Raw genomic sequence first — 12,373 nt, 5'->3', positions numbered from 1 at the left:
AGGCAGCTGCCGACCAGCCGAGCAGGCACCTATCCCCGCACCTCGGCGAACACCGTCTCGATCAGCTCGGTCAGCGGCACCGGCCGCGCCTGACCCGACGCCCGGTCGCGCAGCTCGGCGACTCCCTCGTCGAGCCCCTTGCCGATCACGACGGAGGTCGGGATGCCGAGCAGCTCGGCGTCCTTGAACGCCACACCGGGGGACACCTTCGCCCGGTCGTCGAGCAGCACGGTCAGCCCGCGCGCCTCGAACTCGCGCGCGACCCGCTCCGCCTCGGGCTTCTGCTCGCCCTTGCCGAGCCCGACCACGTGGACGTCGACCGGCGTGACCTCGCGGGACCAGACGAGCCCCTTCTCGTCGTGGGACTGCTCGGCGATCGCGGCGATGGCCCGCGAGACGCCGATGCCGTAGGACCCCATCGTCACCCGGACCGGCTTGCCGTCCGGTCCGAGCACATCGAGCCCGAAGGCATCGGCGTACTTGCGCCCGAGCTGGAAGATGTGGCCGATCTCGATGCCGCGGCCGATCTCGAGGGGTGCACCGCAGCGGCCGCACGGGTCGCCGGCCCGCACCTCGGCGGCCGGCACGACGTCGGCCGACGCGAAGTCGCGGCCGAGCACCACGTTGACGGCGTGCCTGCCCTGTTCGTTGGCGCCGGTCGCCCAGCCGCTGCCGTCGACCACGAGGGGGTCGACCACGTAGCGGATCCCCTCGAGTCCCTGCGGCCCGATGTAGCCCTTCACCAGCTGGGGGAAGTCCTCGAACTTCTCGAACGGCAGCACCTCCGCGGGAGCGACATTGGCCTCCAGCCGCTTGACGTCGACGTCGCGGTCGCCGGGCACGCCGACGACCAGCGGTGCCGTCCTGCCGTCCGGCCAGCGCAGCAGCACGACCACGTTCTTGAGCGTCCCGCTGGCGGGGACGTCGTGACCCAGCTCCTCGAGCACGGCGACGAGGGTGGCGATGGTCGGGGTGTCCGGGGTGTCGAGCACCTCCATCGCCGGCTGGGCCTCCGGGTCCAGCGGCTCGGGAGCACGCAGCTGCACGGCCTCGGTGTTGGCGGCGTAGTCGCAGGCCGTGCACTGCACGAAGCTGTCCTCGCCGGTGGGCGCCGGGGCGAGGAACTCCTCGGAGGCGCTGCCACCCATCGCGCCGCTGACCGCCGACACGATCCGGTAGTCCATGCCGAGCCGGTCGAAGATGCGGACGTAGGCCTCGCGGTGCAGGTCGTAGGAGCGCTGCAGCCCGGTGTCGTCGAGGTCGAAGGAGTAGCTGTCCTTCATCACGAACTCACGCCCGCGCAGGATGCCGGCGCGCGGCCGCGCCTCGTCGCGGTACTTCGTCTGGACCTGGTAGAGCAGGACGGGCAGGTCCTTGTACGAGCTGTACTCGCCCTTGACCATGAGGGTGAACAGCTCTTCGTGCGTCGGCCCGAGCAGGTAGTCGTTGCCGCGCCGGTCCTTCAGCCGGAAGAGCAGGTCGCCGTACTCCGTCCACCGCGCACTGCTCTCGTAGGGCTCACGCGGCAGCAGCGCCGGGAAGAGGACCTCCTGCGCGCCGATCCGGTCCATCTCCTCGCGCACCACCCGGCTGACGTTCGCCAGCATCCGCACGCCCAGCGGCAGCCAGGAGTAGACGCCGGGCGCGACCCGGCGGACGTAGCCGGCGCGCACCAGCAGCCGGTGGCTCGGGACCTCTGCATCCGCCGGGTCCTCACGCAGGGTGCGCAGGAACAGGGTGGACATGCGCAGCACGGAGGACCTCCAGGTAGACGGCTGGGCGAGCCTATCGGCGGGCTCCTGCCGGCACTGCGGCCGTGGCCAGCGCCGCGTCGTCCATCCCGGTCCGCTCGAGCTTGTGCCACGGCAGCCGGATGCCGGACAGCGCGCTGACCAGCGCCTGGATCACCACCAGGTACATCAGCTGGCGGTAGACGATTTGCTGCAACGGCAGCGCCCACAGCGGCCGCCACGACTCGTCGTCCAGCCGCAGCGCGTACGCCCCGAGGGCCAGCTGCAGGCCCATGTACGCCAGCCAGGTGCCGAGTACGGTGCGCGCGTTGCCGGCCAGCAGCCCGTAGACCACGAAGACGTCGATGACCGGTGCGAGCAGCGGCAGCACGACCTGGAACAGCAGCAGCATCGGCAGGGCGATGCGTCCGAGCCGCTCGCCCTCGACGAGCGCCCCCTTGTGTTTCCAGACGACCTGCAGCGTCCCGTACGCCCAGCGGTACCGCTGCTTCCACAGGTCGTTCCAGCTGCTGGGGGCCTCCGTCCAGGCGCGCGCCCGCTCCTCGTGCACCACGCGGTAACCGGCCCGCAGGATGCCCATCGTCACGTCGGTGTCCTCGGCGAGGGTGTCGGTGCTCATCCCGCCGGCCGCCTCGACCGCCTCCCGCCGGAACGCACCCGCGGCGCCGGGGACGGTGGTGATGCAGTGCAGCAGGTCGAGCAGCCGACGGTCGAGGTTGAAGCCGGCGACGTACTCCATGTGCTGCCACCGGCCGAGCAGGCCGCTCCGGTTGCCGACCTTGACGTTGCCGCTGACCGCACCCACCCGCGGGTCACGCAGCGGCTGCACGAGCGCCCGGATCGTGGACGGCTCGAAGACGGTGTCGCCGTCGAGCATCACCAGTACGTCGTGAGCCGCCTCGCGGGTGCCGGTGTGCAACGCCGCGGCCTTGCCGCCGTTGGGCTGCTGCACCAGCCGTACGCGCGGCAGGGCCAGGTCCCGCACGATCTGCGCCGTGCGGTCGGTCGATCCGTCGTCGACGACGACGACCTCCAGGTCGGGGTAGTCGCTCGCGACCAGCGACCGGACCGCCTGGGCGATCCCGACCTCCTCGTTGTAGGCGGGTACGAGCACGCTCACGGGCGGCAGGTGCGGTGCGCCTGCGATGCGGCGAGCCGACAGCCGGACGTGCCGGCGGGCGAGCGCGACGACGAAGAAGGTGCGCACCAGCACCAGGATCAGCAGCGGCACGACGGCCCAGCGCACGACGGTCACCAGCAGGTCGGAGCCGCGCAGCGCCAGCAGCAGGCCGTCGCCCTGCAGGCCCCCCAGCGCCGTCGCCGGCTGGACCCCCGCGGTGGGGGCCAGCCCGAGCCCACCCGAGACGGTGGTGAACCGGTAGCCACGGGCGCGGTAGTCCGCGATCAGCCGGGGCAGCGCCTGCACCGTCTGCGTACGGTCGCCGCCGGCGTCGTGCAGGAGCACCACGGCACCCGCATCGCCCACCGGCCCGGCGTCCGCGACGATCGAGTCGACGCCCGGCGAGCTCCAGTCCTTCGGGTCGCGGTCGCTCAGGACGACGACGTAGCCGGCCTCGGTGACCTGCCGCAGCATCCCGAGATCGGGCTCGGTCAGGGCGGCGGCCTCCGAGGAGTACGGCGGCCGAAAGAGCGCGCTGGTCACCTGCGCGCTGCCGGCGAGTCCGAGCTGGGTGAGCGAGAGCTCGAGGTTGCGCCTCCAGCCGGCGGCCGGCGTCAGCGGCGCGTGCGACCAGGTGTGGCTGCCGATCTCGTGCCCCGCGCGCAGCGTCCGACGCACCAGCTCCGGGCTGCGGGCCGCCGCCGCGCCGGTGACGAAGAAGGTGGCGGGAACCCACTCGTGCGCCAGCACATCGAGCACCTGCGGTGTCCAGCGCGGGTCGGGGCCGTCGTCGAAGGTGAGCGCGACCGTCCTGTCCGGCAGGCCCCGCGACGCGAGCTGCCCGCCGGCCCCGCCGTAGACGATCGCTCCCCCGCCGGCCACCTGCGCGGCGTCGCCTGCGCCGTCTGCGGTCCGGGTCGGGCCGACGTCGCGCGTCAGCCCCTGCAGGAACAGGCTCAGCAGCATCGTGACCAGCACCACCCCCAGCAGGCCCCAGTGCGCGGCGGGCAGCCTCTTGCGTCGCGCGCTCACCTCGGACCACGGTCGTTCGACGGGCGGGGCCTCGGTGAGCGGCCGACCTGACCGGGCGGCGCCGTGCGAGCGGGAGCCGTCCTGGCGGGCGCGCCCGACGGCTGCTGCCCGGGCGGCGTCGCGCCGGCCGGGGTGGTCGCAGCCGCGGCCGGGGGCGACGGCGGCACGGGCGGGAGCGGCGGCGCGGGCGAACCCGTCGCACGGGACGACGCGGCGTCGGCCGGGGCGCTGCGACCCGGCTCCGCGCCGGTGTCACTCGGGCGCGGCCGCTCGGGTGCGAGCAGCACCTCCGGGCCGCCCGGCTCACCCTCGGCCGCACCCAGCGGCGCGGCCGCGGGACCGGGCAGCACCGGCCCGAGGCCGGGGACGGCCAGCCGGGAGAGCCCCGGCGGCAGCAGCAGGGACACCACGATCAGCCCGACGTAGGCCACTCCCAGGGCGCCCAGGGCCCAACAGGTGCGGGCGACCAGACGCGACCGGCGGCCGCTGGAGTCGACGAAGACCGGTTCGGTGCGCACGCGTGCATGCCGGGCGGCCATGCCCACCATTGTCGCTGCGGTGGTCGGCGGCACCGCGTCGCCGACCACACACCCCCTCGTGGGACTGCTGGGTCCGAGGCCGGTCCCGGCTAGCGTGTCCGGGTGCTCGTCCTGCTGCCGCCGTCCGAGGGCAAGGCCACGGGCGGTGGGAGCGCGGCGTTGGACCTGGCGGCGCTGTCGCACCCCTTGCTGACCCCGGTCCGTGACCGGCTGGTCGGGGCGCTCCAGACCGCGGCGCGCGACGACCCGGAACAGCTGCGGGTGGTCCTCGGCTGCCCGCCGGGCGAGGTGGACAAGGACGCCCGGCTGACGACATCGGCGAGTCTGCCCGCGCTGCGCCGCTACACCGGCGTGCTGTACGAGGCACTGTCGTACGACACCCTGTCGCCGGCCGGGCGGCGCCGGGCGAACGGCTCGCTGCGGGTGGCCAGCGCGCTGTTCGGCCTGCTGTCCCCGACGGACCGCATCCCGGCGTACCGGTTGTCCGCCGGCACCTCACTGCCCGGCGTCGGCGCCTTGACGGCTGCCTGGCGCCCGGTGCTCGAGCCGGAGCTGGCGGCGCACCGCGGGCTGGTGGTCGACCTGCGGTCGGGGCCGTACGCGGCGCTGGCCCGGGTGCCGGCTGCGGTGCAGGTACGGGTGCTGCGCGAGACCGACGGCGCGCGGACGGTGGTCAGCCACGACAACAAGTACACCAAGGGGCTGCTGGCCCGGGAGTTGTGCGAGCGGGGCGCCCGCAGTGTGGCCGACGTCGCGGCGGCCGGCGCATCCGTGGCCGACGTCGTCGAGGTGCAGGACCGACGGGTGGACCTGGTCCTGCACGGGCTCGCGACCGCCCGCGGCCGCTGAGTCACTGCGCGACACGCAGGCGCACCGGCGGACAGGTCCGGGAACAGACAGCGTGGGAGCGAGCGGCTACTGCACGCTGACCGACCGCCAGAGATCGACGCCGCCCTCGACGGCGAAGCGATCGATCTCGGCGAGCTCCTCGGCGGAGAAGTCGAGCCGGTCCAGCGCGGCGACGTTCTCCTCCAGCTGCCGGACGCTGCTGGCGCCGATGACCAGCGAGGTCATCCGCCGGTCGCGCAGCGCCCAGGCGAGCGCCAGCTGCGCCAGGGTCTGCCCCCGCCGCCCGGCGATCGCGTTCAGCCCACGCAGGCGACCGACGTTGTCCTCGGTCAGCTGACCGGCGTCCAGGCTGTAGTAGCGCGCCATCCGGCTGTCCTCGGGCATCCCGTCGAGGTACTTGTCGGTCAGCAGCCCCTGCGCCAGCGCGGTGAAGCCGATGCAACCGACGCCCGCACGGTCGAGGACATCCAGCAGCGCCTCCTCGATCCACCGGTTGAGCATCGAGTAGCTCGGCTGGTGGATGAGCAGCGGTGTCCCGAGCTCGCGCAGGATCCGGACCGCCTCGGCCGTGCGCGCGTCGCCGTAGGAGCTGATGCCGACGTAGCGCGCCTTGCCCGACTGGACCGCGCTGTGCAGCGCACCCATCGACTCCTCGAGCGGGGTGTCGGGGTCCGGCCGGTGGTGGTAGTAGATGTCGACGTGGTCCAGCCCCAGCCGCTGCAGGCTCGCATCCAGGCTGGCCAGCAGGTACTTGCGTGAGCCGAGGTCGCCGTACGGCCCGGGCCACATGTCCCAACCGGCCTTGGTGCTGATCACCAGCTCGTCGCGCAGCCCGCGGAAGTCCTCGCGCAGGATCCGCCCGAGGTTGGCTTCTGCCGAGCCGTACGGCGGGCCGTAGTTGTTGGCCAGGTCGAAGTGCGTGATGCCGAGGTCGAAGGCTCGGCGCACCACCGCCCGCTGCGTCTGGATCGGGCGGTCGTCCCCGAAGTTCCACCAGAAGCCGAGCGAGAGCAATGGCAGACGCAGGCCGCTGCGCCCGCATCGGCGGTAGGTCATCTGCTCGTAGCGGTCCGGGGCAGGGAGGTACGCGTCGGCCATCCCCCGACCCTACGGAGCGGAGCGTCGCGGGGTGCGAGGCGCACCCCGTTCGCCCCCGCGGCGGGTCCCCCGCCAGCGGCCGCCGCTACTGGCGGCTCCGCGACGTCGCAATACGTCGGGCGACGGGGCAGCCGCTACCGCCACCTCAGGAGGTCCAGCTCCGGCCACGCCGGTTCTCGGTGCCAGCAGCGCCCGCTTGTGCGAGGCACTGGCACCAAGATCAGCCTGCCCGAGCCGGAACCGCCCCGATGGCCCGGCCTTCTCGTACGGCTGCTCGTCGGCAGTTGATCTTCTGGAGACCGGATTCGCAGCAGACACGCCGGCGTGTCCGCTGCGAATCCAGCAACCAAAAGATCACCAGGCGTGAAGATCTTGGTCGGGCCGCTCGCTCGCGGCAGGGATGTCCGATGGTGCGACCGGGCAGCCGCTACTGGCAGTTGCGTGGCGGGCCCGGGCCGACACGGGACCACGGCTCTGCGGCGTCACCGCGCGAGTGGTGCTGTGAGCCCCGCACGCCCGGCGCCGCCCGACCCCCGTACGTGCGCCGGGTGTTGCAGGCCAGGCCGAGCCTCTGCAGTTCTCGGCCTGTCCTGCATCGACCGCTTCAGGAGATCCTGTGCGCCGCGGCCGGGAGGCACCGTGGTGGTCTGCGGACCTACTCGCCCAGGAACTTGTGCACGCTGGTGGGCCGCTCGCCCATCGCCTCCAGAGCGCCGAGCGTCTGGCCCTGCGAGCGGTTGATGCCCACGTAGTACTCGAACAGGAAACCCAGCACCGTGATCACGAGGAAGAGGCCGCCGATCATCACGAGGAAGGGGCCCATGATCAGGCCGAGGCAGGTGACCGTGAACGCACCGGCCATCGCGATCGGCCACCACGAGTGCGGCGGAAAGAAGCCGATCTCCCCGGATCCCTCGCTGATCTCGGCATCCGGCCGGTCCTCGGGACGCGCCTCCATGCGGCGGGCCGTGAACAGCAGGTAGTAGCCGACCATGAAGGCCAGCCCGATCGACAGCGCCAGGCAGGTCGTACCGGTGGGATCGCCCGACAGCACCCAGTAGACGATCGTCGTCGGCACCAGGAACACGGCGATGAAGGCGAACAGGTAACCCTCGATCTTCATCTCGCTACCTCGCCTCAGGACTTGCGTGGAAGTCGCCGTCCGCAGCCGCCCGCGGGTAGTGCAGGTCGAACGCGGGACGCTCCGACCGGATCCGCGGGATGGTCACGAAGTTGTGCCGTGGTGGCGGGCACGAGGTCGCCCACTCCAGCGAATTGCCGAAGCCCCAGGGGTCGTCGCCGAGGGCCAGCTCGCCGCGCCGGAAGCTGACGGCCACGTTGTAGAGGAACGGCAGCGTCGACGCGCCCAGCACGAACGCCCCGATGCTCGAGACGGTGTTGAGCGTGGTGAACCCGTCGGAGGCGGCATAGTCGACGTAGCGGCGCGGCATGCCCATGTTGCCCAGCCAGTGCTGGACCATGAACGTCAGGTGGAAGCCGACGAACAGCGTCCAGAAGTGCACCTTGCCGAGCCGGTCGTCCATCATCCGGCCGGTCAGCTTGGGGAACCAGTAGTAGACGCCGCCGAAGAAGGCGAACACCACGGTGCCGAACAGCACGTAGTGGAAGTGCGCCACGACGTAGTAGGTGTCGGTGACGTGGAAGTCGATCGGCGGACTGGCCAGCAGCACACCCGTCAGGCCGCCGAGCAGGAAGGTGATGAGGAAGCCGATGGCGAAAAGCATCGGTGTCTCGAAGGTCAGCTGGCCGCGCCACATCGTGCCGATCCAGTTGAAGAACTTCACGCCCGTCGGCACGGCGATCAGGAAGCTCAGGAAGGCGAAGAACGGCAGCAGCACGGCGCCGGTCGGGTACATGTGGTGGGCCCACACGGTCAGCGACAGCGCGCCGATGCCGATCGTGGCGAAGACCAGCCCCTTGTAGCCGAACAACGGCTTGCGGCTGAACACGGGGATGATCTCGGTGATGACGCCGAAGAACGGCAGCGCCACGATGTAGACCTCGGGGTGGCCGAAGAACCAGAACAGGTGCTGCCACAGGATCGCTCCGCCGTTGTCGGAGTTGTAGATCTGGGCGCCGAGGTGCCGGTCGGCCTCGAGGGCGAACAGCGCCGCGGTCAGCACCGGGAAGGCGAACAGCACCAGGATCGAGGTCACCAGCATGTTCCAGGTGAAGATCGGCATGCGGAACATCGTCATGCCGGGAGCGCGCAACGTGATGATCGTGGTGATGAAGTTGACGGCGCCCAGGATGGTGCCCAGACCTGCGACGAGCAGCCCGATGATCCACAGGTCGGCGCCGAGGCTCGGGCTGTGGATCTCGTTGTTCAGCGGCGCGTAGGCGAACCAGCCGAACGACGCGGCGCCCTCGGGGGTGAGGAAGCCCGACAGGACGGTGAGACCGCCGAACAGGTACAGCCAGTACGAGAAGGCGTTCAGCCGCGGGAAGCTCATGTCCGGCGCGCCGATCTGCAGCGGCATGATGAAGTTCGCGAAGCCGTAGGCGGCCGGTGGCGCGAACAGGAACATCATGATCGTGCCGTGCATGGTGAAGAGTTGGTTGTACTGCTCGGCGCTCAGGAAATCCAGGCCCGGCTGGGTCAGCTCCGCCCGGATCAGCTCGGCCATCCCGCCGGCCACCAGGAAGAACCCGAACGACGTCGTGAGGTAGAGCAGGCCGATCGTCTTGTGGTCCGTCGTCGTCAGGACCTTGGCGATCTTGGCGCCCGGCCGGTTACGCGGCCGCCTGGTCTGGACCGGGGTGGCCGCATCGGCGATCAGGGTCATGAGTCGCTCCCGGAGGATGCTGCGCCGCGTACAGCACCGGTGTTGATGCCTGAGCCGATCCGGTTGGCGGGATCGGCCTGCAATTCGGCGATGTAGGCGTCATAGGCCTGGGGCGAGACGACCCGGACGTAGAAGTTCATGGCGGAGTGCTTCTCGCCGCAGAACTCGGCGCACCGGCCGATGTACTCGCCTTCCTTGGTCAGGGTGAGTTCGAAGGTGTTCTCCCGGCCCGGGACGACGTCCCGCTTGAACAGGAACTGCGGCACCCAGAACGAGTGGATGACGTCGGGCGAGGTCTCCCGGAAGCGGATGGTGCGGTCGGTCGGCAGGTACAGCACCGCCGGCGCCGTCTGGAAGCCGGTGACCGAGACACCCTCGTCGACGTAGTTGAACGTCCAGTTCCACTGGAAGCCGACGACGCCGATGTTGACGTCCGCGCCGCCTTCGCTCTCGTCGCTCAGCTTGTTGACGAAGTTCTGGCTGATCGTCGTGTAGTAGAAGAGCACGGCGATCACGACGAACGGCACGACGGTGTACAACACCTCGATCGGCAGGTTGTAGCGGACCTGGCGCGGGAGTTCGTCGCTCTTCCTGCGGTAGCGGAAGCCGGCCCACAGCATGAGCGCCCAGACGAAGACGCCGACGGCAGCCGCAGCCGCGGCCGAGCCGAGCCAGAGGTCGTAGATGCGCTGCCCCTGGACCGAGATCGGCTCCGGGAAGCCGAGCGCGAAAGCCTGCTCATAGGCCTCGCGCACGTTGCAGCCGGCGATCAGCACGCTCGCCGGCAGCAGCACGGCCGCCGATCGGGCAGCGCGCAGGCGCCGGACGGGACGCGCCGGCGAGGGGGGCGGAATCAACCTCTCGGGCCTTCCTGAGAAGCGGACATGAGGAGGCCGCAGACCCCTGCTGAACTGCAGGAAAGGGGCCTCCGGCACGCACCGGCGAGCGTATCCCAGGCCCCTGGACGGTTCCTGCCGGGGGCGCCGCAGCCGCCCGCACTAGCGTCCAGGGCATGTCCGGCTACCTCGACGCCGCCGCCGGGCTGCCGCTGCACCCGGCGGCCCACGAGGCGCTGTTGGCAGCGCTGGAGGACGGCTGGGCCGACCCCGGGCGGCTGTACGGCGCGGCGCGGCGGGCCCGGCTGCTGCTCGAAGGGGCCCGCGAGGCGGTGGCCGCCGTACTGGGCGCGCGACCGGACGAGCTGTCCTTCGCCCCGTCGGGGACGCTCGCCGCCCAGTTGGGTGTCCTCGGCGGGATCGCCGGCCGCCGGCGCACCGGTAGCCACGTCGTGCACTCCACCGTGGAGCACTCCTGCGTGCTGGCCGCCGTGGCCCACACCGGTGGCCCCGCCACCGGGGTACCTGTCGACCGGCTGGGGCGGGTGGACGTGGAGGAGTACGCGTCGGCGCTGGGCCCGGACACGGCACTGGCCTGCCTGATCAGCGCTTCCCACGAGGTCGGGACGGTCCAGCCGGTCGAGCAGGTCGCGGAGCGCTGTGCCGGGGCCGGCGTGCCGCTGCTGGTCGACGCGGCCCAGACCGTCGGTCGCGCATCGGTTCCGGGCGGCTGGTCGCTGCTGACGGCGAGCGCCCACAAGTGGGGCGGCCCCGCAGGGGTGGGACTCCTCGTGGTGCGCACCGGCACCAGGTGGCGGTCGCCGCTGCCCGCCGACGAGCGGGAGGGCGGCCGCGTGCCGGGTGCCGTACCACTGCCGCAGGTGCTGTCGGCCGCCGTCGGGCTGCAGGCCGCGGCTGCCGAGGCGGCTGCCGAGGATGCCCGCCTGCGCCCGATGGTCGACCGGATGCGACGTGTCATCGCGGCCACGGTCGACGACGTGGAAGTGGTGGGCGACCCGGTCGACCGGCTCCCGCACCTGCTGACCTTCTCCTCGCCGTACCTGGACGGGGAGACCCTGCTGCGGGCGCTGGACCGCGAGGGCTTCGCCGTCAGCAGCGGCTCGAGCTGCTCGGTGTCGGTGCTGGAGCCCAGCCACGTCCTGACGGCGATGGGGCTGCTGGCGCACGGCAACGTACGGGTGTCGCTGCACCGGGGCACCACCGAGGCCGACGTCGACCGCTTCCTGGCCGTGCTCCCCCGGGTCGTCGCGGAGCAGCAGGTCGGCTGACCCGTTGCGTCCTAGCCGCCAGCGCGTGGGGGTGGCCGGTACGTAGGACGCAAGGGTCGGTCAGACGCTCAGGTGGGGGGTGACCTCAGCGACCGCGGCCTCGCCGTACACCTCGGCGAACCGGCCGAGGAAGCCGTCGGAGGTGAAGGTGTACTCCTGCGTGCCCACCGTCTCGACGACGTGCGTCGCGACGAGCGCGCCCACCTGCGCGGACCGCTCGGGTGTCAGGCCCCAGGCGGTGGCGCACAGGAAGCCGGCACGGAACGCGTCGCCGACCCCCGTCGGCTCGACGACCTCGCGGGCCGGCGCGGGCGCCACCTCGAGAACCGGCTCGCCCTTCCGGGCGATGCTGATGCCGTCCGGGCCGTGGGTGGTGAGGCGCGTGCCGACGACCTCGAGGACGTCCACGGCGCTCCAGCCGGTCTTCTCGTGCACCAGCGCGGCCTCGTAGTCGTTGGTGAACAGGTACGTGGCCCCCTCGACCAGCCCGCGGATGGAGGCGCCGTCCATGTAGGCCAGCTGCTGTGAGGGATCGGCGGCGAACGGCACCCCGCGGTCCCGGCAGCTCGCGGAGTGGCGCAGCATCGCGCGCGGGTCGTCCGGCGCGACGACCACCAGGTCGACCGCACCGACGTCGGCGATGTCGATCTCGGCCGCCTCGACCATCGCGCCGGGGAAAAAGGTGGCGATCTGGGCGTGGTCCTGGTCGGTGGTGCAGGTGAAGCGGGCGCTGGCGAGCGTGTCGCTCACCCGCACGTGGGAGGTGTCGACACCGTGCTCCCGCAGCCAGCCGAGGTACTCCGCGGCGTCCGGGCCGACGGCGCCGACCAGCAGCGGCGTCGCTCCGAGCGTTCCCATGCCGAACGCGATGTTGGCTCCGGTGCCGCCCCGGCGGACCTTCAGGTCGCTGGCCAGGAACGAGAGCGAGACGTTGTCCAGCTGCTCGGCGAGCAGCGACTCGGCAAAGCGGCCCTCGAAGGTGAACAGGTGGTCGGTCGCGATGGACCCGGCGACGGCGATGCGCATCCGGCGAACACTACTGGTGCGTAGGT

The 12,373-nt window shown here is 71.8% G+C and carries 10 protein-coding genes; 2 read left to right on the top strand and 8 right to left on the bottom strand.

Going from position 1 to position 12,373, the window contains the following annotated elements:
- Window positions 1-29: 29 nt before the first annotated feature.
- From WD794_01060 to WD794_01050, 3 genes are read right to left on the bottom strand one after another with little or no spacing between them, the layout of a single operon-like run.
- A complete protein-coding gene (locus tag WD794_01060) occupies window positions 30-1,745 on the bottom strand; it encodes a proline--tRNA ligase (protein ID MEX2288900.1) in 1,716 nt (571 codons plus the stop codon).
- Window positions 1,746-1,785: 40 nt separating this feature from the next.
- On the bottom strand, window positions 1,786-3,903 hold the full coding sequence (locus tag WD794_01055; protein MEX2288899.1) for a bifunctional polysaccharide deacetylase/glycosyltransferase family 2 protein: 2,118 nt from the start codon (window positions 3,901-3,903) through the stop codon (window positions 1,786-1,788).
- Complete coding sequence (locus tag WD794_01050; GenBank protein MEX2288898.1) at window positions 3,900-4,490, bottom strand: hypothetical protein; 591 nt, start codon at window positions 4,488-4,490, stop codon at window positions 3,900-3,902. Before WD794_01050 ends, WD794_01055 begins: the two co-directional genes overlap by 4 nt.
- Before the next feature lie 54 nt (window positions 4,491-4,544).
- On the opposite strand from WD794_01050, the gene WD794_01045 reads away from it, so the two are divergent.
- A complete protein-coding gene (locus tag WD794_01045) occupies window positions 4,545-5,291 on the top strand; it encodes a peroxide stress protein YaaA (protein ID MEX2288897.1) in 747 nt (248 codons plus the stop codon).
- Window positions 5,292-5,357: 66 nt separating this feature from the next.
- On the opposite strand, the gene mgrA is transcribed toward WD794_01045, so the two are convergent.
- The 4 genes from mgrA to coxB form a co-directional block, all read right to left on the bottom strand.
- Window positions 5,358-6,389 carry an L-glyceraldehyde 3-phosphate reductase gene (gene mgrA, locus WD794_01040; GenBank protein ID MEX2288896.1) on the bottom strand — a complete coding sequence of 344 codons (1,032 nt, stop codon included), beginning with the start codon at window positions 6,387-6,389 and terminating at the stop codon, window positions 5,358-5,360.
- A 655-nt stretch (window positions 6,390-7,044) separates the two neighbouring features.
- Entirely contained in the window at window positions 7,045-7,512 is a 468-nt protein-coding gene (locus tag WD794_01035; protein ID MEX2288895.1) for a cytochrome c oxidase subunit 4, read from the bottom strand.
- Between the two features lie 4 nt (window positions 7,513-7,516).
- On the bottom strand, window positions 7,517-9,196 hold the full coding sequence (ctaD, locus tag WD794_01030) for a cytochrome c oxidase subunit I (GenBank protein MEX2288894.1): 1,680 nt from the start codon (window positions 9,194-9,196) through the stop codon (window positions 7,517-7,519).
- Window positions 9,193-9,990 carry a cytochrome c oxidase subunit II gene (gene coxB / locus WD794_01025; GenBank protein MEX2288893.1) on the bottom strand — a complete coding sequence of 266 codons (798 nt, stop codon included), beginning with the start codon at window positions 9,988-9,990 and terminating at the stop codon, window positions 9,193-9,195. The genes ctaD and coxB overlap by 4 nt, the downstream gene beginning before the upstream one ends.
- Window positions 9,991-10,208: 218 nt before the next feature.
- On the opposite strand from coxB, the gene WD794_01020 reads away from it, so the two are divergent.
- The gene (locus tag WD794_01020) at window positions 10,209-11,321 is read left to right on the top strand and encodes an aminotransferase class V-fold PLP-dependent enzyme (protein MEX2288892.1); all 1,113 of its coding nucleotides are present in this window, start codon (window positions 10,209-10,211) and stop codon (window positions 11,319-11,321) included.
- A 60-nt stretch (window positions 11,322-11,381) separates the two neighbouring features.
- On the opposite strand, the gene WD794_01015 is transcribed toward WD794_01020, so the two are convergent.
- Complete coding sequence (locus WD794_01015; protein MEX2288891.1) at window positions 11,382-12,347, bottom strand: carbohydrate kinase family protein; 966 nt, start codon at window positions 12,345-12,347, stop codon at window positions 11,382-11,384.
- Window positions 12,348-12,373: the final 26 nt, after the last annotated feature.

Source organism: Mycobacteriales bacterium, from assembly GCA_040902655.1.
Classification (GTDB): domain Bacteria; phylum Actinomycetota; class Actinomycetes; order Mycobacteriales; family SCTD01; genus SCTD01.
This window is presented reverse-complemented; position numbering and strand designations above follow the sequence as displayed.